Origin of the sequence: Clostridium neonatale, from assembly GCF_900465025.1 — a bacterium.
Classification (GTDB): Bacteria; Bacillota; Clostridia; order Clostridiales; family Clostridiaceae; genus Clostridium; species Clostridium neonatale.
Genome location: NZ_UICR01000001.1, coordinates 2,123,623 through 2,148,289, shown reverse-complemented (window position 1 = coordinate 2,148,289; position 24,667 = coordinate 2,123,623). Strand labels below are relative to the sequence as shown.

Here is a 24,667-nt window from a genome sequence, read left to right as displayed (position 1 = left end):
AAACTACTGACCATTATTTATTATTCTGTTAATTAAGACAGTAAGTTATCTATTGTTTTAACTAATCCCTCAACTTCTGGTTTACTTAATTGTGCATTTGCTCCTACTGATTCTCCTTTGTGTCTTAGCTCATCAGTAATTAATGAAGAGAATACTATAACAGGAAGTTTTTGTAATATAGGATCTTCTTTAATTTTTCTTGTTAATGTAAGACCATCCATTCTAGGCATTTCTATATCTGTTATTAGTAATTGTACATCTTCTCTAAAGTTTTCACCTTTTTTAGCCTTAAGTTCAGTTAAATAATCTAAAGCCTGCTGTCCATCATCAAAAATTCTTAAATTTCTAAATCCTGCTTTGGTTAATGTATCTTTTAATAGTCTTCTTATTAAAGCTGAGTCATCTGCAAGCATGACTTTTATATTTGATCTATCTTTATAGTCTACATTTACAAGTCTGTCTTCACTTATTCCAGAGCTTGGACAAATATCTGTAACTATTTTTTCAAAGTCAAGCATTATCAAAACTTTTGTTCCAAGAAGAATATTCCCTACAGACAATGAGTTTTCTGATAAATCATCTGGTTTTCTTATTTCTTCCCATTTAATACGATGTACAGCTATAATATCATCAATATTAAATGCTACCTTTATTTTATTAAACTCACATATTATAACTTTAGCACCTATATTTTTTGATTTTTGCTTTGTTAAAATATATTTTAAATCTACTAATGTTAATATTTCATCTCTGCATAAAATAAGTCCTGCTATTTCAGGTCTAGGATCTGGAAGCTTTGTTAATCCATCCTTTGGCATTTCAATAACTTCTTTAACCTTAACAACATTAATTGCATAATGATTGCCATTTGCCACAAATTCTATTATCTCCAATTCTCCTGTTCCTGATTCTAATAATATGTCATTTTTAGTTTCCATAACATCTACCCCTTTACGCTTATATATTTAGTAATCTTCTCCTAATAATAAGATTATATCATTTATTCAACATTCTTCATATAATGTAAATCAAAAAATATCTTCAATTATTATCACATATTGAAGATATTTTAATTTATCTGTATAGAATTTTTTATATTTTGTTGAATTATAAGATACAACCATCGTTCTTTAACAATTTATATAAAGTTGGATTAAAATTAAATTCTTTAATTAAATTATTAACTTCGTTTAAAACTATATTTTTCTTTTCATCTGATACTTTGTTTTTGCTTGCTCGTATCAATATATTTTTAGGCGAATGAGCTATGTCTATAAATTCTAATAGCTGAGTTTTATATCCCATATATTCTAAAAGATTTCCTCTAATACTATCAGTCATAAGTGCAGCAATTCTTTCTTGTATTATTCCATAATTTGTTAGTATGTTTAAATTTTCACTTTTCATTTGAGCATTTAGTTCATGTTGACAACAAGGTACAGAAAAAATCATTTTAGCATTCCATTTTATAGCATTATAAAGTGCATAATCTGTAGCTGTATCACAAGCATGAAGCGTTATAACCATATCTACTTTATTATTATATTTAAAACCATTTATATCACCAAGCTCAAAATGAAGATTTTCATAATTATATGCTTTAGCAATTTTATTACATTTATTTATAACATCTTCCTTAAGATCCAAACCAATCATTTTAACATTTATTTTTTTTATTTCTACAAAATAATGATAAAGCACAAAAGTTAAATATGATTTTCCGCACCCAAAATCTAATATAGTAAGTTCTTTATAATCTTTTTTCTTTATTTCATCATCGATTATTTCAATGAATCTGTTTATTTGTTTGTATTTATCATATTTAGAATTAACAACCTTTCCTTCCTTAGTAAATACCCCTAAATCAATAAGCGGTTTTATTATTGTACCTTCTTTAAGTATATAATTCTTTTCTTTATTATGACTTTTGTTTGACAGTTTAGTATTATTAGTTTTACTTTTACTTAAAAGAATTTTACCTTTTTTAGAAATCTTCATATCAAAAGTTGTTTTCTCTGACCATCCGTTAAGCTGCTTATAATTATTATAAACAAACTCTAAAATCTTATCTCTAAGTTCTTCTTTTTCTATATTCTCATGAAATACCTGTTTATCAGTATACTTTTCAATTTGATAATATTCCTTTTTCTTATTTTCTTTTAAAAATATACTTATTTTATTATACTTATTTTCTTTATTTATTTTATTGCTTATAACTATCTTTATCAGTTCATCATTTAACATATCATCTATTGCTTTTATTAAATCTTCCATTTATATAACACACCTATCATAAAAAATAATATAGTATACAAAAGATTTTTATAACTTTGTATACTATATTATTATATATTGTAAAGATATTATTTCAAACATAAAATATGAAATACAATAAATTTGTTCTTATATATTTGTTTTTATCTACCAGCGGCACCCTCCAACCTTTACACTCCAATTTTTCAATTTTCTTGAGTTCTTTTCTTTTTGGTATGCCATATATTCCTTTTCACCTTTTAATCTTCTTTTTTTTATATCATTTATTGTTTTTATAGTAAGTTCTCTTGCAGTCATATATTTATACCTCCTTACTAATACTATTTACAATTAAATTTTCTCATAATTTTTATAAATCTAATCGCAGTATTATTAAATTGAGGTTATATATATGTTATATCTTATTTTATTTTTTATTCTTCATCTTCTTTATTATTCTGATTTTTTTCTTCTTTTTCTTTTTTCATACTTACTTTTGTTATAATCTCTGGAACCATTTCAATTAATGCTTCTAAATTATTTTTACTTTTAATTGGAAGCATGCTTACTTCACCTTTTTTAATTACAACAATTGCATCAGGAGTAATTCTTGCACCACCGCCACCGCCTGCTCCATCGCTATCTATACTTTTATTATCGCTTCCTTTTCCTCCACCAGCTCCACAGCCAAAGAATACGCTAATAATTGGTACAAGAGTTACTTCTCCTACAACTATGGGTTGTCCAACTACAGTTTCTGTTTTTATAAATCTTTCAAAATTACTAAATATAGAATCAATGCTTTCTTTAAAATTATTTTCCATAAATCTCTCCTCCTAAAATCTTAACTTATTAACTAGACTTGTGCAGTAAATAGGAAAAATTTAAGCTACTAGTCCTAATTTGGCAATAGTAGACTGTAAATCAATCCCGTTATCTGCACATTCATGTGCAAAAGAAACTATTTTTACCAAATAGTTGTTTCGGAAGTGTAATATTACATCTCCAATATTTTTAAATTTATATAATTTTTCACATTTGACTCTGAAAATCTCAAGAAAAGTATACGTTAAAAATATCATGCTCCAATATCTATGTATTGATTTTAAAGATTGAATTTGAAATTCATCAAAACCAAGAGCTGTTTTATGATATCTATAACTTACTTCAATATCCCAACGCTTTTCGTAATATGAAATTATGGTTTTATTATCGAGTGAAACATCCGTACTTATAATGAATGCTGGATTATCAGATAAATCGTTTTTAGTCCAGCTTATAAGTACAACTACATTCTCAATATCATTAAGTTTTCCTTCATATCTATAAACATAGTACTTGTTATTACTAGCGGTAACTAAGCTAGTCTCATTAGTCCTAATGTATGAAGAAAACTTTTTGACATTTGTTTTAATGCCAGCCGGATATATTACTCTGTTAGATTTTATTCTCCCTATAGTGTGACAACCATTTATTAAACCGTGAAGCAAAATTTTTGCTGAAGTATACCATGAATCAACTAGTAAATAATTGTTTTTAGTTACAGGAGTGAATTCATTAATCAGTTCCATCGCAAGTTCATTTTTATCTAGAAATTTTTTAGATAGTTTTTTACTCGATTCCTTTCGGTGATATTGTCTAAAATCTAAAGGTATAGAATAATCATTAATCTTATAATGCGATGTAACTAAGCAGTGTGACCATTTAGGTTTATTGCCATCAGCATGTGAATTGTGAAAATCTAAGCCTTCAATTTTTTTAGTTGAAGTATTTTTCTTAGTTAAGGTATCATCAATGATTAGGAATCCAACATCACTATCTTCACAAGTGTTGGAAATTTCAGATATTGCATGAAATATGCGTTCTTGCGTAACATATTCATGATTCCATGAATATGAACTTAGGAACCTTGAACCAGTACTTCGATCTCTATTGCATGTAATTTTATTATGAACAGATGAAATAGTTTTGCTTCCTTCTGTTACAATAATTCCAGATACTATATTTACCATATGATTCTTTATCGCAGAAGAATATGGCAGATTTAACTCTGAAATATAGTTGATAATTGTTTCATTTTGGTTTAATATTGTTGTCAGCATATAAATCTCCTTAGATTTGGTTTCGCAACAATAAATCTAGCATGTTTGAGGTTTATATGCTACTTTTTTATTTAAAATTATACTGGTAAAATGTCAATAAAAATCCAATGGTAAATTTTCTTAAATTAATGCACAAGTCAAGTTATTAATTTATAATTTATATTGATCAATATGTTTTATACTATTTAATACACATCTTTGGCTTTAAATGTTTCATATTTTTTTCTTTTTTTGAAAAGATTATTTTTCTAATATCTTTTTTCATTAAAAGATGAATAGTTTTAAATATAATTATAAATCCTAAAATTTTTCCCATGATTTCTAGTTCAATATGGTAGACTTCTTCTTCAAATCTGGGGAAAAGATTAATGTTGTTGTTTGGATAAGCTGTATTTATTATGCTTATTAGTCCAGATAAAATACCCGTCATAGATGGATCTTCAAATCCATAAATTCCATCTGCTTTTATATATTTGGGCTTAATTATATTTAAAACTTCTTTCGTATAGTTGCAAAGTATATTAAAAAGATTCTTATTAAATTGAATCTTCTTTGAGCTTTTTTCTTTTATTTCTGACTTTTTGGTTTCTCTGGTTTTAAATTTTTTTTTATCTGCCATTGAAATATTTATCCCACATAAACTTATTTGCATTTTTACTTTTGAACTTTCTTTTTCTCTTGATATAATAAGCTTTACTAATCCAAATAACAACTTAACACATGCATTTCCATAAAATCCTTCATCAATGGATCCTTTAACTATATATCTAAATGGTACAAAAATTATAGCTGTAAGTATTAATGAAATTATTATCAATACTACACTTATGATTTTCAATCCCAAAAGCAATATTGCCATTTTTTACACCGCCTTTAATATTTTATACAGTTTACTTTTTGCCAGTTTGCTGTTTTCAAATTTACTTTGGCAGTACCTTCCTGCTGATTTTTTTACAATATTAGTAGTTATGGCAATATTCTTTTTTATCAGCTTATCATACGGATTATTATATCTAAGCTTATATCCATCTAAAATTGTGGATTTCATTAATCGTATACTTTCTTTATAATTGTTATATGTTATTTTTGGTTTTTCTTTTTCAACTTCATTTAAGCAGTTATCGATAATAAGTTCACTTAAATCTGATAACCTTTGTGGAATTTCAATATCTTCAAAATCAAAAGCTGCTAGTTTACCTTCCATATTTCTTATTTCAATTAATTCTTGCGCGCATTCCTTACAATATTTCAAATGTTCTTCCAAAATTATTTTTTCCAAGGGTTCTATTGAATTATCTGCATAAGAATATAACAATTGCTTGTCCATATTGCACATTATTTATTCACCTCCATAACTTTTTCAAGTTTTTTCTTAAGAATAGCTTTTGCACGATAAATTTCAGTTTTTATGGTTCCCAATGGCCTTCCAATAAGTTCTGCTATTTCATTATATGATAATTCTTCATAATATCTAAGAACTATAACCATTCTATATTCCTCTGGCATCTCAGTAAGATATTTTTTTATTATGCTTTTAGTTTCTAAATTAATAACTTCATCTAGAACATCTTCTTCTGACACAAATGTATCTCCTAATGTTACCTCACCATCAATGTCATTTATACATACATTCATAGATACCACATTATTTTTAATTGTTCTTGTAAAGTTTAAACATGTATTAACTGAAATTTTTCTTATCCATGGATGAAATGGCATCTCTGTATCAAATTTGTCAATATTCTTAAAAACCTTAATATATATTTCCTGTACCATATCAAGTGCATCATGCGGATTCTGTACATAATTGAAACATAAAGAATATAAATATTTTTCATACATATTATACAATTTCATAAATGAATATTTATCATATTCTTTACATTTTTCAATGAGTTTCTTGTTTACCTCCACATTTATTCCCCCACTTTTAATATGATCTTCATTTAATATTAATCTTTATATAACCATACACTTATAAATTATAAAAAGTTTCACTTATTTGAAATTTTTCATAACACTTCTCTTCATTCTTTAATTTTACCTCTTACTTTAAAAGAATAACTTAAATTTATAGTGCAGAAAAAAAGGAACTATCACAGATTATTTAATGTGACAGCGCCCTAATCTTTACTTCTCTTCTATTTTTCTTTTACTGGAATCCATATTGCACTTTCATAATCAAAAGAATTACAATTTCCACATGAATACCACTCAACATTTATTCCCATTTCAATCTCATAATCTGGATTACCAGGTAACCATTCTTTAAAAATTTGAGTATTCACAGACTGTAATGATCCTGGCAGAGGACCTGTACATTTAAATTTCGCCCACTTTGCTTTCGGAATTTCAAATATTTTCATTCCTTTCGGTATATTACCACCATTATATTTTCCTGCAATCATATAACGAAATTCTTTCTTTCCTGGTGCATCTTCAATGCATATTCCAAATTGCCCAATCATACATTCTTCAATTACTCTTTTAGTTTCTTTACTATTTTTATCATTAATACAATTTTTAGAAAATTCCTCCCAGAACTTTGGAATTTCAGTGTAAGCTGTTTCATAAGCAAAATTTCTATCACACCCAATTACTTTAATAACGTCCATTTTTTCTATTGTATAATCCATATCGTTTCCTCCTCTAATTGATACAATAATTTTAAGAGGTAAAAAGGTCTTTATTTTTCTTGTATCTCCTTTCAGTTGTTTTGGAGATACTCCATGGAAACGGCTGAATGCTTTTGTAAAACTTTCTGGACTATCATAACCATATTTATATGCCAAATCAATTATTTTTTCCTTATTTGATATTAGCTCCAACGCCGCCATATAAAGCCTGCGATTCCTAATATACTCACCTATAGAATACCCTGTCATAATTTTAAATCCCTTCTGAAAATAAAACGATGACATATATACTTGATCAGCCACTTCATCTGCTCCAATATCTTCTAGCAGATGTTTTTCCATATAATTAATTGCCCTCTTTAAGCTTTCTGTCCATTCCATTTACATCACCTCTCACCAATATTCTATATCATGGACATAATTAAATCTTGTCATTTTCTGCTCTCTTCTGTCCATTTCAATTTCATATTAATTACTCTTCATACACTTTGCGTATCTACATATGGAAAAATCGAACAATAATCATTGAGCATTCTTTTGAATTCATCCCATTCAACGAATTTTGCGCCCATACTTTCCAAGTGATCTGTATGAACCTGACAATCTATAAAAGCAAAATTCTCTTCTTTTAATTTTTCAGCTAAAGTTATAAGTGCAATTTTTGAGCTATTGTTTACTTTTGAAAACATAGATTCACCAAAGAAGCATTTTCCAATTTTAACACCATAAAGTCCACCAACTAATTCTTCATTTAAATATGTTTCAACACTCATTGCATATCCAGCTTTAAATAAATCTATATATGCACTTTTCATATCTTCTGTTATCCAGGTTCCTTCTTCATCTTCACGTGTAATTTTACAGTTATTTATTACACCTTCAAAATCTGTATTAAATTTAACTTCGAATATATTCTTTTTAATTATTTTTCTCATTGATTTTGATACTTTAACTTCATCTGGCTTTAATATAAATCTAGGTTTTGGGCACCACCATAAAATAGGTTCACCTTCGTTATACCATGGAAAAATCCCATTTGAATACGAAAGAATCAGTCTTTCTATTGATAAATCTCCACCAACTGCTAAAAGTCCGTCCTCTTCCGAAAGTTCTGGATCTGGAAATATTAATTCTTGTGGTAATCTATAAACTGCCATTTAAACTCTACCGCGCTGCTATATTTTATTGCAGTCCTTTCTTTAAATTTATTGTCTATTTATAATAAACTTAGCATTTCTATACAAATATCATTATTCTTTCTATTTATATAATATCATATGTCCTTTTATTTAGTATATATTAGAAACTAATATATACTATACTCAAAAAGCAATATCTAACTCAAGTTATGTTTTTTATAATAACGATCGAGATCCAATAATGTTATTAAAAGTTTGGGATAGTATGTATGTAGAAAGCATCTATTGTGATATAAATTGGAATGATGATATTATCAATATAATAATAAATGATTACGATTCAAAATATAAATAGAGGATACATCAAAATCACTTAATTATGATGTATCCTCTTTCACATTATTTACTAACATTAAATTTTTCTTCATCTTTATGAGATTTATCAAATAAATTATTATATTGATACTTCTCGTATTCTTTTATATCATCACTGTATGGGCTTTCTTCATCATATTTATAATACTTTCCATCAGCTCCAATATATCCATTAACATTCATTGCTGGAATCTCTTCTCTAAGCTTAAGTAAGAATTTATTATAATCTGACATTTCTAAATTAGCTGTATTTAATAATATAGATGATAAATAATTTGCACTTATTGTACCTAAATCCTGTTCTTCTATATCATAATTTGCCCATATTCTAAATGGAACTGTAAATTTTGTTTGAAGATCTTCTAAATTATCTAATGAAAATAAAGAAGTTCCTCTTCTTGTATATATCTCTTCATAGAATTTTTGTTCAATTGGAGGCATATGATCCCCAAAGAAAACAACAATTGTTGGTTCATCTATTCCTTGTAAATAAGTAAGAAGATTTTTAAATGCTTCATCAGAGCGTTTTGCTAAGCTTAAAAACTGATTTGCTTGAGTTGTATTTTTCATATCAGTTATCTTAACATCACTTTCAAATACATCTTCACCAAAGTTATATCCACCATGATTTTGAATAGTTACATTAAATATAAACTTAGGTTTATCATCGCTTTTATCTTCTAACACTTCTTTAATTTTATCATAACTACTTTCATCACTTATATAGCATCTATAATAAGATGGATCTACAAAATCTTCTGAATCATAAAATTCACTAAAACCAAAATCTTTATATACGGTGTTACGGTTCCAACCTGTTCCTGGATATGGATGTATTGCTGTACTTTCATATCCTTGCTCATTTAATATACTCGTTAAGTTTCCCATAGGTTTTGTAACATATTGCTGATATGGAATACTACCAGCTGGTAAAAAGGCCATACTGTTTCCTGTTAAAAACTCAAACTCTGAATTACATGTATTACCTCCAAAAACTGATACAAGCATATTTCCCTTTATTGTATTTTCACTCATGTTCCTGATAAATGGCATATAATCTTCATTTGTTTTAAAATCTGCAATTACACTTGGATCTCCAAAAGATTCATTCATAATTGCAATTATATTGGGTTTCTTAGATTGTGTAGTAACATTGTTTGAAAATACTTCCATGGTTTTATCACTGTCACTACTAGCTAAAACTGTTTGCCCAATTGTATTTGGATCGTAATTTTCCGGCTTTTCAACTATTAAAAATTTACTGTTATTTATAAAGCTTGCAAAAAAGCCATTTTCTCTATATCCAACATTTTGTTCCCAAAGGTTTACTGTAAGTCCAATATTCTTTAGAAAATCAGTTCTGTATACTGTAACAGCACTTGTAGTTCCAACAACTAAGAAAACAGCTACTAAAGCTAAATTTCTTTTTAAACTATTTTTCCATGTATAATTTTTATTGAAAATAGAAATAACTAAAACTAACAGTAAAACTATAAATGGCACTATAATTTTATAGTCTAAAAAATTATATGTGAAATTTCCAGCTACACTTGCTGCTGTTTTAAATGAACGTAAATCTGATGGTAAAATAGGTGTATTACGAAATTCTGCTACAAAATGATTTGAAACACCTATTATAAAAAATAAAATATTTCCTATTATTGTTGTGTATCTAGTACTTTTTATTAATGCAAATAAAATACCATACACAAACACATAACAAAATATATTTGCTAAAATAGCATTTATATTTAATTTAAATATATTCCCACCTTGAAGCATTTCTATTGACCAAAATGATATTAGTGGTGATAAACATAATAATATAGTAGCTATTTTGAAATCGTATCTCTTAAAATTTTCTTTTAAATTATATAAAATATTCTTCATAACCTATTAATTTATATCCCCCCATATTAAGTTTTTGTTTGCATTCTGTTAAATTCATATTAAAACTTTCTTGCTATATCATATACTATCACTGTATCAAATTATTATCAATGCTTTTACGTTGACATATCTTCCTTCTTTTAACTAAATAATAAATAGCATTCTAAAGCACCTAGGAAATTTCAGAGAATACAAGCTTTTTGTAATATGTTTGTAATATATTTAATGTAGAAAACTAATTGCAACATATATAGTAAATTTTTTATTGCTTCATAATAATAAAAAAAGCTGCTATGCAATAAAAATATGGATTTAATCCATACATATCACATAACAGCCATATTAGATGTTTTTATAATTTTTTAACAAATTCTGATTTTAGCTGCATTGCCCCAAAACCATCTATTTTACAATCAATATTATGATCGCCTTCTACTAATTTTATATTCTTTACTTTAGTTCCTTTTTTAAGAGCAGAAGAACTTCCTTTAACTTTAAGATCCTTTATTATTGTTACAGAATCTCCATCGTTTAATATGTTTCCATTAGAATCTTTAACAACAAGTACATCATCAGTATTTTGGTTTTCTGAATTTAAAGTCCATTCATATGCACATTCTGGACAAATAAGAATATTTCCATCCTCATAAGTATATTCTGAATTACACTTTGGGCATTTTGGCAAAGCTTGCATAAATTCATTCCTTTCTCTCTTGTTATAATTACTTATAAGTATATATAAAAATCTAATTAAGATATTAAATATCTATTATTAAGATATTTATACTCATAGATTAATATAATATCATATCCTTATTATATTAACAATTTAATATTAAAAACTGTTTTTATTTTACTTTTTTGATGTTATTTCCTATTCTGTTTAATTTATTCATCTTTTCTATTGCTATTATATATAATACTTCTTATAATATATCCAATAAGCAAAGATGCATTTATTTTCTGCATCTTTGCTTTTTTATTTTGAGTGGGGGTTATTTTATGAAAAAAAGAGTATTAAGTTTAGTTTTAGGAGTACTTATGTCTATTACTTTTATATCTTGTGGTAGTACATCATCATCTCCATCTGATTCAAAGTCCGAGTCATCATCTAGTGAATCCACAGCATCCGGTGACACAATTCCAATAGGAGTTATTTCACCATCAAGTGGTGCATTATCAGATTATGGTATAGCCGTTAATAATGCAATTGCACTTGCTATTGATGAGATAAATGCCAGCGGAGGTGTCCTTGGAAAACAAATTAAAGCAACATATCTTGATGATAAACATGATAGTGCTGAAGCTGTTAACTGTTACAACAAATTAAAAGGAGATAAAGTTGTTGCAGTAATCGGATCAGTTGCTTCTGCTGATACATCTGCCATTGCTTCTGTCGCAGCAAAAGATGGTAAATTAATACTTACTCCAACCAGTACAAATGATGCTATAACTGGTCTTGGAAATAGTATATTCAGAGCATGTTACACAGATTCACACCAAGGTGAAATTATGGCAACATTTGCATCTAAAAATTTAAAAGCCAAAACTGCTGGAATACTTTATAACACTACTGATGAGTATTCTACTGGTCTTAAAGATTCTTTTGAGAGTGCTGGTAAAAATTCAGGATTAGAAATTACAACTACTGAAGGATACGGAAATGGTGATGTTGACTTTAATACTCAGCTTACAAAAATAGCCTCATTAAATCCTGATGTATTGTTTGTTCCTGATTACTATGGTACTGATACTTTAATTGCTTCTCAAGCAAGAGCTGCTGGATATATTGGCCCAATACTTGGTGCAGATGGATGGGATGGTGTAATTGAGGCAACTGATTCTGGCTCTATGGAATCATTAAATAATTGTTTCTTCTCAAACCATTATTCTTCTGATGATACTTCTGAAAAAATTCAAAACTTTATCAAAGCTTATAAAGATAAATACGATGGTAAAACTCCAAATGCTTTAGCAGCATTAGCTTATGATTCAACTTATATGGTTAAAGAAGCACTTGAAAAGGCTGGCGCTACTGATGATGCATCTATTGTAAAAGCAATGACTGGAATGACATATGAAGGTGTTACTGGAAATATAGCTTTAGATGAAAATAGAAATCCTAAGAAAGGTGCTGCAATTATAGAAATTAAAGACGGAAAATACACTTGGAATTCTACTGTTGAATAAAACTTAATTATATCTTTCAACAAATTCAAAAGGAGTATTTCAAATTGAAGTACTCCTTAATTATATTTTTATATTAAGAAAGGAAGTGTATTCATTGGATGCAAATTTTATAATATTTTTTAAACAGCTCATAAATGGGCTTCAAATTGGAAGTGTTTATGCTCTAATCGCTTTAGGATATACCATGGTTTATGGAATCATTAAGTTAATAAATTTTGCTCATGGTGATTTTATAATGGTTGGAGGATATATTATAGTTTTCACCATTCCATTCTGCAGCGCTTTTGGAATTCCTATATATATTAGTGTTATCCCTGCAATAATAATGTGTGCAATCTTAGCAATGCTTGTTGAGCGTATTGCCTATAAACCATTAAGAGGTGCTGGTTCCCTCTCTTCATTAATTACTGCTCTTGCTGTGAGCTTACTTCTTGAAAATTTATGTTTAGTATTATTTACTTCTTCGCCAAGATCTGTACCTGCAATGTTTTCAAAAGATAATGTAGCTTTAGGTGGTATTTCTATTACCCAAAGCTCAGTTCTTACAATTTCAATAAGTATCATCGTCATGCTTATTCTTCAATTATTTGTCAAGAAAACAAAACTTGGAAGATCTATGCGTGCTGTTTCAGAAGATAGGCAAGCATCAGTTCTAATGGGAGTAAAAGTAAATAGAACAATTTCATTAACTTTTGCAATTGGATCTGCACTTGCTGCTGTCGGTTCATTAATGTATGTTGCTTCTTATCCTAAAGTAGAACCTTATATGGGCATGATGCTTGGATTAAAGGCATTTATTGCTGCTGTTTTAGGAGGTATAGGTAGTATTCCTGGTGCTATGGTTGGTGGATTTGTCATAGGTATTGTTGAAAGTATGACTAAAGCATATATAAATTCACAGCTTGCAGATGCCTTTGTATTTGGAATACTAATTATAGTTTTACTTGTTAAGCCAACAGGACTGCTTGGTAAAAATATAGGTGAGAAAGTGTAGGTGATAATTTATGAAAATACCAAAAGAAAAATTAAGATCAACTCTTATTAATCTAGGTGCTTTAATTATAGCGTTTATAGTTCTTGTTATTTTAGTTAAAGGTAATTTAATATCAAGCTATATTCAAGGGATAATCGTACTTGCATGTATAAATATTATACTTACTACATCTTTAAATATTACTACAGGTTTTCTTGGGCAGATTGCTTTAGGTCATGCTGGATTTCTAGCAATTGGTGCTTATACCTCAGCTTTAATTTCAATGAGTTTAAAAAGTTTTGCAATGCCTGATATGGCAAGATTTTTCATTGCAGTCTTAGGTGGCGGCATCTTCTCTGGATTCTGTGGAGTCTTAGTTGGTATTCCTGCATTACGTCTGCGTGGTGACTATCTTGCAATCATAACGCTTGGATTTGGAGAAATAATACGTGTTATCATTCAAAACTTAAAAATAACTGGTGGTGGGAAATCATTAATAGGAATTGATAATTTATCTAATATATATGTTATATTTTGGATTACTGCGCTTATTGTAGGCGTTCTATTTACTTTTGTTCGTTCAAGATATGGACGTGCTATACTTGCAATCAGGGAAGATGATATAGCTTCTGAGTCATCTGGACTTAACAATACATTCTTCAAAGTATTAGCTTTCAGTATTGCAGCTTTCTTTGCTGGAATTGCTGGCGGTATCTTTGCACATCATTTAACAGTTTTAAATGCAAGCGGACTTGGATTTATGAAATCCACTGAATATGTAGTTATGGTTGTTCTTGGTGGAATGGGCTCACTTACTGGTTCAGTTTTATCTGCTATTATACTAACTATTTTGCCAGAGGCTTTAAGAGCCTTTTCAAGATATCGTATGCTTTTATATTCTATAGTTTTAATACTTGTTATGATTTTTAAACCATCCGGACTTCTTGGAACGTATGAATTTTCATTAACTAAATTTATTGATAAATACATTTTACGTAAACCAAAAGATGCATCATCAAAAGTTCAGTATATACAAGATGAAAAAAAGGACGGTGTAATTAATGAGTAATAATGTAGTATTAAAAGCTGAAAATCTTGGAATTGCTTTTGGAGGATTAAAAGCAGTTGATAATTTTAATATAGAACTTGGCGAAAGTGAACTTGTTGGACTTATAGGCCCTAATGGAGCTGGTAAAACGACCATTTTCAATCTTCTTACTGGAGTATATAAGCCTACTTATGGTAAGCTTACTTTAAATAACAAAAAAATGAATGGTAAAAAAACTTATCAATTTGTTAATGAAGGCATTGCAAGAACATTTCAAAATATAAGACTATTTAAAAAAATGACTGTTCTTGATAATGTAAAAGTAGCATTTAATAAAAATATGAAGTATTCTATTCCACATGCTATTTTTAGATTAGGATCTTACTGGAATGAAGAAGAAGAAATTGATAAAAAATCACGTGAGCTTCTTTCATTATTTAATATGGAAGACAAAGCTAACTATTTAGCTGATAACCTTCCTTATGGTCAGCAGCGTAAACTTGAAATTGCACGTGCTCTTGCAACCGATATGAAAGTTTTACTTTTGGATGAACCTGCTGCTGGTATGAATCCAACTGAAACTGCTGAACTTCTTGAATGTATTAATTTGATTCGTAAGAAATTTAATATTTCGATTTTACTAATCGAACATGATATGAGCCTTGTTATGAATGTTTGTGAAAGAATTATAGTTATCGACTATGGTGTAACAATAGCTAAAGGACTTCCAAATGAAATTGCCAATAATCCAAAAGTTATTGCAGCATATCTTGGAGAATAGGAGGATACTTATGTTAAAAGTTTCAAATTTAAATGTATCTTATGGTGCAGTACATGCAATTCATAATGTTAACCTTGAAGTTAATGAAGGTGAAATAGTTTCATTAATTGGTGCCAATGGCGCTGGAAAAACTACAATACTTCACACAATTACAGGACTTAAGGATGCTACATCAGGATCAATAACTTATAATGATACTGACCTTAGAAAAATTGATCCAAGCAATATTGTTACACTTGGCATGGCTCATGTTCCAGAAGGAAGACATGTTTTTTCTCAAATGACAGTAGAAGAAAATTTAAAAATGGGTGCATATTATAGAAAAGATAAGCCAAAAATTGAACTTGATATATATGATATTTATAAACGCTTTCCAAGACTTAAGGAACGTTATAAACAAACAGCTGGCACATTAAGTGGTGGTGAACAGCAAATGCTTGCAATGGGACGTGCTATAATGTCGCAGCCTAAAATTCTTCTTATGGATGAACCTTCTATGGGATTATCTCCCCTTCTTGTAAAAGAAATTTTTAAAATAGTTGAAGAGCTTCACGACACAGGCATAACCATATTATTAGTAGAACAAAATGCTAAAATGGCTCTCTCAATTGCAGACAGAGCTTATGTTCTTGAAACTGGTCATGTGAGCATGACTGGAAACGCAAAAGAACTTCTTGCTGATGACAGAATCAGAAAAGCTTACCTAGGTGCTTAAAATTGCCTTTTTATTGTTGCAATAGACATTCAAATTTAATGAATGCCATCAAAATAAATGTCTTAAATTCTGCTGACTTTGCAAAAAATTAACTAATAATCCAAATACCACCGGTTGAAATCAACACCGTTTTCATCAATATAAAATTTAGCAAACATTTTGTTAACAACCATTTATGTAATGACTCCAGAGTTTATTTTTAAGTATAAGCTGCTATATTACAGCAATGTAGCAGCTTATAGTATATAAGTATTAATTATATTCTCGTAATCGTTGTAATTAAGCATAAATAAAATTAGTACTATACATATATATTGTTACAATTTCATATGGGCTAATGTTTTAAACTAATGTTGTTAAAGTTATCTTTATCTATTATGTACGTGCCTTAATACTTATATTACATATAATAAAAGATCTTTGAAATATATTACCTTTAAATTTCGCTTATATTGCACAAGCAATGATATTAATTACAACATACATATTATACTTTTTGAGATAAATTATATGTTAAATCAAGACTATTGAATTTTCTATATACATTAAAAATAATAAAGTATGAAAGATATCCTTCTAAATATTTTGTTGCTACACCTTTAAATCCACCTATCCATATTTTTAAATTCCTTCTAAAATTTTTTACACATTCCTCTTTATATGCATTTAAAACTATTCCTTTATTATGTTTCTTTGCAGTATTCATCATATACCTGTCGTAGTCTGGGACTATGTAAGAAGCTTCTTTTATTTTTGAATATACTATGTTTTTAAAATTATTTTCATCCCAAAGCTCCTTACATACTGGCGCAATAATCATTGAATCACGTCTATCTTTTGCAGCTACAATCCACACATTTCTTCTTTTTGAAGTAGTAATATTTCTGCATCCTTTAAAATTTTCCTTTTCCATTGCTTTTGTTATAAAAACTTTTCCTTCTAGCCTATCATCTGTTATATCTTGAGACATTTTCTTCATAATTTTATGTCTCCATATAAAAGCTGTCCTTATATTTATTTCTAATATTTTCGAACATGCTCTTAAAGACTTCTTCTGAAGCATTAGTTCCATAAATTCAACCCATTTTTCTGGCTGTTTTTTTGAATAGCTCCATAAAGCTTTCGTGGTTCTAGAAAAAGTTTTGTCACATTCTTTACATTTATATCTTTGTATTCCATTATATCTTCCAAATTTAATATAGCTTCTCCCATTACAATTTGGACATTCATTAATACATCTGTTTTTATAAATATCATATTTCAAAAGATTTCCTGTATGTTTTCTTAATTGTTCAAGATTGATATCTTCTTGTATCATAATAATCTCCTTTATAAAAATAAAATTATTTAAAATCAAACTACTATTATGATACTTGCCAAAAAACAGCTTTTTTAAACTTGACAACATTTTTTTAAAACATCTCTTTATAGAATTTAAGAACTAATACTAATCCTAAACCAGTAATAACATTGACACTATTCCAGTATTAAATTATAAAATAATTTCAAAATAAAAAATGATGTATATATGAGTTTAGAGCTAACAAATAACTGTCATCCCAAAACTCAGTTCTACATCATATACTTTTTATATGAAACTTCCAATTTTATTTAACTATGAATCATTTATTCCCATTTTCATTTTCTTTTTTTCAATAATATCAGCAAATCTACTTCTAATCATACTTAAATAACTCTTGTATTTCACAAACTTTGTTAATATATTTCTTGAGTATTTCTTTATCTATTTTTTCTAATTCAATAATATTATCAAGTTTCATCCTACATACTTCCTGATGGTTTTGTTTCTCAAGCTCTCTCTTAATATATTTTTGCAGTATTTCATCATTTATTTTATGATATTTTTCTGTACTTGCCCAAATCTTAGAGAATTCTATGATATCATCATATCCCAAACAACTTCTTATTGGCTCTATTAATTTTTTTATAAGAATCATACACTAGATACTTTCATCATCTACTTTTGTATTTCTAATAGTCTTAGCCAATTCAAATGAAAGAACTAAATCAATATGCTCTGATCCATTGCCTTCCAAAACCATCTTCACACTCTTATTATAAAATTCATCAACAATATCATTTCCATCTATAAGCTTTACTGAAATAAGACCTTCTTCCTCAATCGTCCTAAAAAGTTTTGCCAGTCTTACAAATAATTCATCAATTTTTTGTCCCATTTATACCACTCCCCTTTTTGTATCTTATTTAATTCTCAAAAATTTCTTTCCTTTATATATCCGTATTTCATTGCCTCTCTCAATAGCCTTATTTTCCAACCATCTTTCACAACTATTATCCTTTAAGGCTTTATTATTTAGATCTTTAGCTGCTTTTTCTAATTTTCTGATTGCTATATTTTTATTCATTTTTTGATTTCTTTCTTCTGTCGCTTCAACAATTAACTTAAGTGGTTCATAAATCGCTCTAACACCACTTTCAACTTTGTTTACATTTTGTCCACCATTTCCACTGCATCTAAAAGTCTCAAATTTTATTAAATCTTCATCCAAATAATATTCTTGTATCCCACTTATTACTGACACATCAATAAACCAGTTTTTTCTCTTATGATTCTTTCTATAAGGGCTTTCACAAATCCATTTAATACTGCCCTCCAAGAATGATAAATCATCGGTACTTTCTACTACCACATATTTATATGTGTCTTTATATTTACCTTTACTTGTTTCAACTATCTCTAAATTCTTAAATTCCTTTTTAATAGAATCTAAAAATTTTCTTACAGCTAATTCACATTCTTCTGGACCATTACCCGAACTTATTTGTAATCTCAACTTAACAGCCACCTAACCTTTAAATGTAATTAAGGGCTTCATAGTTGCCACAACTTTAATAAGATCATACTCTACAAGGCAATTAATTATTACATCAATATTTTTATACGCTTCAACTGCTTCTTCATAAAGTAAATTAGAATCATGACAAATTACACTGCTCTTTAATTTTGTTTCTTTTATTGATTCTTTTGTATATTTATTTTCTAATCTTCCTTTGCATAAATTTCTTGGCCACTTTCTGCCTGCTCCATGGCATAATGAAAAGCCTGAAATTTCTTTATTATTTGTTGGCATTACAATATAACTTAAGCTTCCTCTTGATCCGGGAATAACTACCATCCCTTTTTCACTGCTTACAGCACCTTTTCTATGAACAAATATATCATCCTTTTGTTCAACAAAATTGTGATAACAGTCAATTGTCACTTCATTTTCTATACTAAATCCCAAATACTTAGTAAGTTTATCAGCTACTTCTTTTCTATTGATTTTTGCCCAAACAAGAGCTTTATCATGTTCTTTTAAATATTCTTTTGCAATTTCAGAATTACAATCTAATCCATCATAGTTTAAATATTTCTTTAAAATTTCTTCACCATAATTTCTTGAGCCACAATGAACAAGCATCATGATATCATCCTTATTAAAGTTTAATTTTTCAAACTCTTCATTATCAAAAACTTCATCTAAAATTTGAAATTCTGCAAAATGATTTCCACCACCAATAGTTCCAAAATTAAAAATTGGACACTTTTCTTCAGAATTACTCGAATCATCAAAATCATTAAAATTATTAAAATCATTGATATTTTCAATATTCTTAAGATTTTCAATTTTTTCAAGTTTTCTAAGAATTTTATCTTTTTTGAATTTTCTTTTAATAATATTACTTTTTATAAACATCATTCCACACCCAATATCATTTCCTATCAAATGTGGATATATTTTATTTTTAACATCTATTACTGCACCTATGGGCCCCTTCCCATAATGAAGATCTGGAAATCCTACTGCTCTTATTACATTTTCTAAATTTGAAACGCTGTTTAGTTGCTCTATTGCATTACTTTCAATAAAACATTTATCGTTTTTTATTATTTTTATTTTGTCCATTATATATTTCTCTCCTCTTAATTATGAATGTAGGCATGTCTAAAGTTTTTCATTTCATCTTTAACTATTTCTTTCTTCATATGCCTTGCCTATTAGATTTTTAATAGAAATTGCTAAATGATATTTTCTAAAAATGGGTATAAAAAATCCGTGACAACAAAAGCCACGGAAAAAATTCATTTTTAATATCTGCAAAATTTAATAATACACAAAATGTATTACATAACATAAATTCTTTAAAAATAAATAGGCTATTGCTTTATATAAAATTATTCAGTTATTACCTCACACCTACTTACCATCATATAAAACACATCCTTTCATAATTAATAAGAAATAAATCTTACAGTATTATATTAAGACAGCCTCTTATAATTGTCAATACTTAGAAATAATTTTATTTATTTCATAAACTTTCTCAAAAGCTTGATTTTATCATTAAAAGGTGCAAACCTAATGGGAAGTTCCATAAATGTTTTTCTATTTATTACACCCTTTTTATGAGTAAATACATCAAAGCTGTACTTTCCATGATACGCTCCAACTCCGCTAGGTCCAACACCTCCAAACGGAAGATTACATGAACCACCATGGAGCGTTACATCATTTATTGTAGCTCCGCCACTTGAAATTCTTTTTAATATATCTTCTACTTTTTCTTTGCTTTCTGAAAAATAATACATTGCAAGAGGTTTATCTCTATTATTTACATAATCTATAACTTCATTTATTTCTGCAAATTCTAAAACTGGAAGTATTGGTCCAAAGATTTCTTCATTTAATATTCTACTATTTTCTTTTATATTAGTTAATATTGTAGGTTCAAAGAAAAGTTCTTCTTCATTATATTTTCCACCATAAAATACATATCCATCTTCTAAATATGAAGATAACCTTTTTATTTCTCTTGAAGATATAATCCTTGTATAGTCTTCACTTTTCCTTAAATCATCTCCGTACTGTTTGTGTATTTCCTTTACCATGAAAGTTAAAAGTTCATTTTTAATATCCTTATGAACATACAAATAATCTGGTGCTATACATGTCTGACCACAATTTAATAATTTTCCCCAAACTATGCGCTTTGCTGCCATTTCTAAATTTGCATCTTTATCTACAATGCATGGGCTCTTACCACCAAGCTCTAATGTTATTGGTATAAGTCTTTTTGCGGCCTTTTCCATGACTATTTTCCCAACTGTAGTACTTCCAGTAAAGAAAATATAATCAAAATTCATATCCAAAAGTTCTGTTACAATTTCTTTTCCTTTATTTGCTCCAACAACTTTAATATATTCTTCATCAAAATTATTATTAATAATCTCTTCTAGTAAATTAGAAATATGTGTACTATGTTCAGAAGGCTTAATTATTACAGTGTTTCCAGCAGAAATAGCACCAATTAACGGAATCAATACAAGCTGAAAAGGATAATTAAACGGTCCAATTATGAGCACATTTCCATAAGGCTCTTTGTAGAGGTACGATGAACTTGGGAAAAACATTATTGAATTCTTTAGTCGTTCTCTTTTGGCATACTTATGAATGTTTTTTATATGAAGGTTAATTTCATCATAAACAAGTCCAACTTCTGTTAAATAACTTTCAAAATTTGATTTACGTAGATCTTTATTTAAAGCTTCTAGTATTTTTTCTTCATTTTCACTAATTATATTTTTTAAATTTATTAGCGTTTTTCTTCTAAAATCTATGTTTAATGTGTTTCCATCAAAAAAGTAATTTTTCTGTTTTTTTAATAATTCTTTTAATTCCATAAAAATCTCCCAAATTGATAAATTTATAATTTTTTATAACTTTTAAACTCTTTTACTCTTTTATCCAATATTCTGAGCAATCATTATTCCTCTCTAGATAACCATACTCAATTAAGGCACGCCTGATACTTGCATAATCTTCATATATTCTTTTTAAGATTCTGTTTATTTCTTTTTCTGAATATTTACGATCCTTATTAAAATTTTTGACTATTTCTTCAAGAACTATAATCTTTTTCTTCTCTCTCGCTGGATAACTTTTTAAAAAACCATCTTCATTAAAGTAGGTCTCTTTAACTTTTTCTTTTTCCTTATCAGTTATATTGAATCTATCATCTACAGATTTTGCACTTTTATGTGCATCACACAGGCTTCTCTTATCCAAATTATTTATCTTCTTATCAGTTTTTTCATTTAAAAGCTCCATCATTGCAAGAAAAATTTTTGACTGCTTTTCCTTTTCACGAAGCTTATATCTGTGATTTCTTATTGTTGACTGAGCTATGCCTATTTTTTCTGAAATTTCCTTATCAGAAAGTCCTGAATAAAACATATTTATAAGGTCTTTTTGCACATCTGTTATTCCAGTAAAGCTTGAATTCATATTAACTAGATAATCAAGCATGCTTATATGCTTTTCTTCAATATGAAATTCAGTTGCTTTTTTCGCATCATACAAAAGCGATTTTACTTCATATATTCTGCCTTTAGTGAAGTTTTCACCACATATTAAGCATTTATACTCATCTTTGTCCTCTATATATCCATTCTTCACTTCTTCTATAGATGAACTCCAGAATTGTTGATTTTCTTTTTCATTACTCATCTTTATTCCTCCAGTATTTAGCACCATCTTTGGTTCTGCTTAAAAATTTGTAATCAATCATTCCGCGTCGTAGTAAAAAATAATCATTAAACGTATGGATTTCATCTATGATTGCATTAACTTCCTTTTCAGTATAAAACTTATCATATTCAAATTTGTTGCTTAAATACTTTAAAATTTCAATCTTTTTGTCCTTTTTAGATGGCCAGGTTTTAATTTTACCACATTCATCTAAAAACCTTTGTATATTATCCATAAATTCTGCCTCCTTAATATACAATCTATTCTTCTAATTATATTTTATAAACTATTTTAAATTTTGTCTATAGATAATTAAACATTTATCATTTTTGTTTATTTTATATTTATAAATATAACTTATACATGTATATTTTAATATCAATTTTATATCAGAGTAAAGAAATAAGGTTACAAATATTTGAAATGTTTATATACTATATACTAAGTATAATGTCTATTTAAATATTTATTGAAAGGAGCATTGTTAATGAATACATCCGATAATAGATTTAATGATTTATTTGATGATTGGGCTGATACCTATGACGATACCATAACTACTACTGATGGCGAATATAAAGAAGTATTTCAAAATTATGATAAAATACTATCAGAAACTACACTTCATATTGCAAAATTTAAAGGGGCAAGTGTTATTGAAATTGGTTCTGGAACTGGTAATTTAACATACACTTGCAGCCTGGCTGGCTATAATGTTACTGGTTTTGAACCAAATTCTAAAATGCGTAGTATTGCAGCTAATAAATACCCTTCACTAAACTTTGCCTATGGCACATTTTTATTCTTACCAATAGCAAACCATAGCATTGATTCAATAATCAGCAGCTATGCTTTCCATCATCTAACTGATGATGAAAAATACAATGCAGTAAAACTATTTAAAGAAAAACTAAAATCTGATGGAAATGTAATAATTGCAGATACTATGTATGAGACCCTTGAAACAAGAGATATTTTAATTAATGAATCTTATAATAATAACTACCTATCTCTTGCCCATGATTTAGAAACCGAATTTTATACAACTCATAAGGTGCTGTCTGAAGCATTTGAAAGTGAAGATTTTAGGGTAGATTTTGTGCAAATGAATAAATTTGTATGGATTTTAACTGCTAGATTAAAATAATAAAAAAAATCGCAAATCCATAATTCTCGATTACATACTATCTATTTGATAGCATGTAGTTCATTTATTGGATACTGCGATTTTTAACTATAACGTAAATTTGCATAATTTGTAAATAAGCTTTTATCTAAATATTTTCTAAATCGGAAATACTTTCTACATTAAAAATATTTTCTAAAAAACATAGTCATTTTGGGCCTTTTTATAGTGGATTTTTTATTTATATTTTTTAATATTTTAATTAATTCCAGCTTCAATTAGATTAATTTCAAGATCTATATTATCTCCATCCCATACATTATTTTTGTATTTATATTCTACTTTATCTATGGCAGCTAGCATTATTACTTTAGTTGTTCCCCCATCAAGTGATTTTCCATCATTAGTCATGCTACTCTTAATTGCTAATTCTTTATATCTAAATACAATACTTTGAGCTTCCATATTGTTATTTACAAATCTTAATTTTTCTTCCAATCGTTTTCTCTGCTTTCCCACTACAATTGCTTTTTTTATTAATTCTGGATTGTTTTCATTTAAATCATATAAGTCTTCTTTAGATACATATTCTCCTCTTGCTATTTTACATGCAATGATTTCTTCTTTTGTTCTTTCTATATTTTCCTGTATATCACTAAAGAAATCAATTTCTATTTTGTCATCATCCAATAAGTTATTTTCATATCCCTTTTTTTCATGTTTTTTATTTTTCATTAGATTATTATTTTTTGATGAACCTTTTTGATTAGGGAAATTCCATTCTGTATATAAGCTATTCTTTTTACGTAAATTACTCTTATCATACACATTACTCGAGTCTTTCACACTACTTATTTTGGAAATACTGTCTCTATCACTCATATA

General features: G+C 27.9%; 27 protein-coding genes. 6 read left to right on the top strand and 21 right to left on the bottom strand.

The window, feature by feature from the left end; genetic code table 11:
* Window positions 1-32: 32 nt before the first annotated feature.
* The 12 genes from CNEONATNEC86_RS09980 to CNEONATNEC86_RS09930 all read right to left on the bottom strand — a co-directional run bounded on the left by CNEONATNEC86_RS09980 (window position 33) and on the right by CNEONATNEC86_RS09930 (window position 11,089).
* Entirely contained in the window at window positions 33-938 is a 906-nt protein-coding gene (locus tag CNEONATNEC86_RS09980; RefSeq protein ID WP_058295081.1) for a chemotaxis protein, read from the bottom strand.
* Window positions 939-1,107: 169 nt separating this feature from the next.
* Window positions 1,108-2,274, bottom strand: coding sequence for a class I SAM-dependent methyltransferase (locus CNEONATNEC86_RS09975; RefSeq protein WP_058295080.1), 1,167 nt, complete (start codon window positions 2,272-2,274; stop codon window positions 1,108-1,110).
* A gap of 147 nt (window positions 2,275-2,421) precedes the next feature.
* A complete protein-coding gene (locus CNEONATNEC86_RS21260) occupies window positions 2,422-2,571 on the bottom strand; it encodes a hypothetical protein (RefSeq protein ID WP_185738678.1) in 150 nt (49 codons plus the stop codon).
* 116 nt (window positions 2,572-2,687) lie between these two features.
* Window positions 2,688-3,077 (bottom strand): GerW family sporulation protein, encoded by a 390-nt coding sequence (locus tag CNEONATNEC86_RS09970; protein ID WP_058295079.1) that lies wholly within the window; start codon window positions 3,075-3,077, stop codon window positions 2,688-2,690.
* A gap of 60 nt (window positions 3,078-3,137) precedes the next feature.
* Complete coding sequence (locus CNEONATNEC86_RS09965) at window positions 3,138-4,355, bottom strand: IS701 family transposase (protein WP_058294124.1); 1,218 nt, start codon at window positions 4,353-4,355, stop codon at window positions 3,138-3,140.
* Between the two features lie 181 nt (window positions 4,356-4,536).
* On the bottom strand, window positions 4,537-5,214 hold the full coding sequence (locus CNEONATNEC86_RS09960) for a DUF2953 domain-containing protein (protein ID WP_058295078.1): 678 nt from the start codon (window positions 5,212-5,214) through the stop codon (window positions 4,537-4,539).
* Window positions 5,215-5,217: 3 nt separating this feature from the next.
* Window positions 5,218-5,691: an anti-sigma factor family protein gene (locus tag CNEONATNEC86_RS09955; RefSeq protein WP_125148118.1), complete on the bottom strand. Its 474-nt coding sequence runs from the start codon at window positions 5,689-5,691 to the stop codon at window positions 5,218-5,220.
* Window positions 5,691-6,269 carry an RNA polymerase sigma factor gene (locus CNEONATNEC86_RS09950; RefSeq protein ID WP_159116177.1) on the bottom strand — a complete coding sequence of 193 codons (579 nt, stop codon included), beginning with the start codon at window positions 6,267-6,269 and terminating at the stop codon, window positions 5,691-5,693. Before CNEONATNEC86_RS09950 ends, CNEONATNEC86_RS09955 begins: the two co-directional genes overlap by 1 nt.
* 227 nt (window positions 6,270-6,496) lie before the next feature.
* Window positions 6,497-7,372 (bottom strand): AraC family transcriptional regulator, encoded by an 876-nt coding sequence (locus CNEONATNEC86_RS09945; RefSeq protein WP_058295075.1) that lies wholly within the window; start codon window positions 7,370-7,372, stop codon window positions 6,497-6,499.
* Between the two features lie 98 nt (window positions 7,373-7,470).
* Window positions 7,471-8,148, bottom strand: a complete 678-nt coding sequence (aat, locus tag CNEONATNEC86_RS09940) for a leucyl/phenylalanyl-tRNA--protein transferase (RefSeq protein WP_058295074.1) — start codon at window positions 8,146-8,148, stop codon at window positions 7,471-7,473.
* A gap of 381 nt (window positions 8,149-8,529) precedes the next feature.
* Window positions 8,530-10,395 carry an alkaline phosphatase family protein gene (locus CNEONATNEC86_RS09935; protein ID WP_159135915.1) on the bottom strand — a complete coding sequence of 622 codons (1,866 nt, stop codon included), beginning with the start codon at window positions 10,393-10,395 and terminating at the stop codon, window positions 8,530-8,532.
* A 352-nt stretch (window positions 10,396-10,747) separates the two neighbouring features.
* Window positions 10,748-11,089, bottom strand: coding sequence for a zinc ribbon domain-containing protein YjdM (locus tag CNEONATNEC86_RS09930; protein WP_058295072.1), 342 nt, complete (start codon window positions 11,087-11,089; stop codon window positions 10,748-10,750).
* Window positions 11,090-11,397: 308 nt separating this feature from the next.
* Between CNEONATNEC86_RS09930 and CNEONATNEC86_RS09925 the strand changes: the two genes are divergently transcribed.
* The 5 genes from CNEONATNEC86_RS09925 to CNEONATNEC86_RS09905 all read left to right on the top strand — a co-directional run bounded on the left by CNEONATNEC86_RS09925 (window position 11,398) and on the right by CNEONATNEC86_RS09905 (window position 16,102).
* The gene (locus CNEONATNEC86_RS09925) at window positions 11,398-12,585 is read left to right on the top strand and encodes an ABC transporter substrate-binding protein (protein ID WP_159135914.1); all 1,188 of its coding nucleotides are present in this window, start codon (window positions 11,398-11,400) and stop codon (window positions 12,583-12,585) included.
* A 94-nt stretch (window positions 12,586-12,679) separates the two neighbouring features.
* Entirely contained in the window at window positions 12,680-13,579 is a 900-nt protein-coding gene (locus CNEONATNEC86_RS09920; protein ID WP_247607737.1) for a branched-chain amino acid ABC transporter permease, read from the top strand.
* A gap of 10 nt (window positions 13,580-13,589) precedes the next feature.
* Window positions 13,590-14,627, top strand: coding sequence for a branched-chain amino acid ABC transporter permease (locus CNEONATNEC86_RS09915; RefSeq protein ID WP_159135913.1), 1,038 nt, complete (start codon window positions 13,590-13,592; stop codon window positions 14,625-14,627).
* On the top strand, window positions 14,620-15,387 hold the full coding sequence (locus tag CNEONATNEC86_RS09910; protein WP_125148113.1) for an ABC transporter ATP-binding protein: 768 nt from the start codon (window positions 14,620-14,622) through the stop codon (window positions 15,385-15,387). Before CNEONATNEC86_RS09915 ends, CNEONATNEC86_RS09910 begins: the two co-directional genes overlap by 8 nt.
* A gap of 10 nt (window positions 15,388-15,397) precedes the next feature.
* The gene (locus CNEONATNEC86_RS09905; protein ID WP_125148112.1) at window positions 15,398-16,102 is read left to right on the top strand and encodes an ABC transporter ATP-binding protein; all 705 of its coding nucleotides are present in this window, start codon (window positions 15,398-15,400) and stop codon (window positions 16,100-16,102) included.
* Between the two features lie 487 nt (window positions 16,103-16,589).
* Here the strand turns inward: CNEONATNEC86_RS09905 and CNEONATNEC86_RS09900 are convergent, their stop codons facing one another.
* The 8 genes from CNEONATNEC86_RS09900 to CNEONATNEC86_RS09865 form a co-directional block, all read right to left on the bottom strand.
* Window positions 16,590-17,420 (bottom strand): IS1/IS1595 family N-terminal zinc-binding domain-containing protein, encoded by an 831-nt coding sequence (locus tag CNEONATNEC86_RS09900; protein WP_159135912.1) that lies wholly within the window; start codon window positions 17,418-17,420, stop codon window positions 16,590-16,592.
* A 358-nt stretch (window positions 17,421-17,778) separates the two neighbouring features.
* Entirely contained in the window at window positions 17,779-18,060 is a 282-nt protein-coding gene (locus CNEONATNEC86_RS09895; RefSeq protein WP_125148110.1) for a hypothetical protein, read from the bottom strand.
* Window positions 18,061-18,063: 3 nt separating this feature from the next.
* Window positions 18,064-18,300: a hypothetical protein gene (locus CNEONATNEC86_RS09890; RefSeq protein WP_159135911.1), complete on the bottom strand. Its 237-nt coding sequence runs from the start codon at window positions 18,298-18,300 to the stop codon at window positions 18,064-18,066.
* A gap of 24 nt (window positions 18,301-18,324) precedes the next feature.
* A complete protein-coding gene (gene prfH / locus CNEONATNEC86_RS09885) occupies window positions 18,325-18,918 on the bottom strand; it encodes a peptide chain release factor H (protein ID WP_125148108.1) in 594 nt (197 codons plus the stop codon).
* A 12-nt stretch (window positions 18,919-18,930) separates the two neighbouring features.
* Complete coding sequence (locus tag CNEONATNEC86_RS09880) at window positions 18,931-20,034, bottom strand: RNA ligase RtcB family protein (protein WP_159135910.1); 1,104 nt, start codon at window positions 20,032-20,034, stop codon at window positions 18,931-18,933.
* A gap of 401 nt (window positions 20,035-20,435) precedes the next feature.
* Complete coding sequence (locus CNEONATNEC86_RS09875) at window positions 20,436-21,809, bottom strand: aldehyde dehydrogenase (protein ID WP_159116171.1); 1,374 nt, start codon at window positions 21,807-21,809, stop codon at window positions 20,436-20,438.
* 52 nt (window positions 21,810-21,861) lie between these two features.
* Window positions 21,862-22,635, bottom strand: a complete 774-nt coding sequence (locus CNEONATNEC86_RS09870) for a DUF2087 domain-containing protein (RefSeq protein WP_159135909.1) — start codon at window positions 22,633-22,635, stop codon at window positions 21,862-21,864.
* The gene (locus tag CNEONATNEC86_RS09865) at window positions 22,628-22,891 is read right to left on the bottom strand and encodes a DUF2087 domain-containing protein (RefSeq protein ID WP_058295062.1); all 264 of its coding nucleotides are present in this window, start codon (window positions 22,889-22,891) and stop codon (window positions 22,628-22,630) included. The genes CNEONATNEC86_RS09870 and CNEONATNEC86_RS09865 overlap by 8 nt, the downstream gene beginning before the upstream one ends.
* Before the next feature lie 252 nt (window positions 22,892-23,143).
* Here CNEONATNEC86_RS09865 and CNEONATNEC86_RS09860 point away from each other — a divergent pair, with 252 nt between their 5' ends.
* Window positions 23,144-23,803, top strand: coding sequence for a class I SAM-dependent methyltransferase (locus CNEONATNEC86_RS09860; protein ID WP_125148104.1), 660 nt, complete (start codon window positions 23,144-23,146; stop codon window positions 23,801-23,803).
* Between the two features lie 237 nt (window positions 23,804-24,040).
* On the opposite strand, the gene CNEONATNEC86_RS09855 is transcribed toward CNEONATNEC86_RS09860, so the two are convergent.
* Complete coding sequence (locus CNEONATNEC86_RS09855) at window positions 24,041-24,664, bottom strand: hypothetical protein (RefSeq protein ID WP_058295060.1); 624 nt, start codon at window positions 24,662-24,664, stop codon at window positions 24,041-24,043.
* Window positions 24,665-24,667 lie beyond the last annotated feature (3 nt).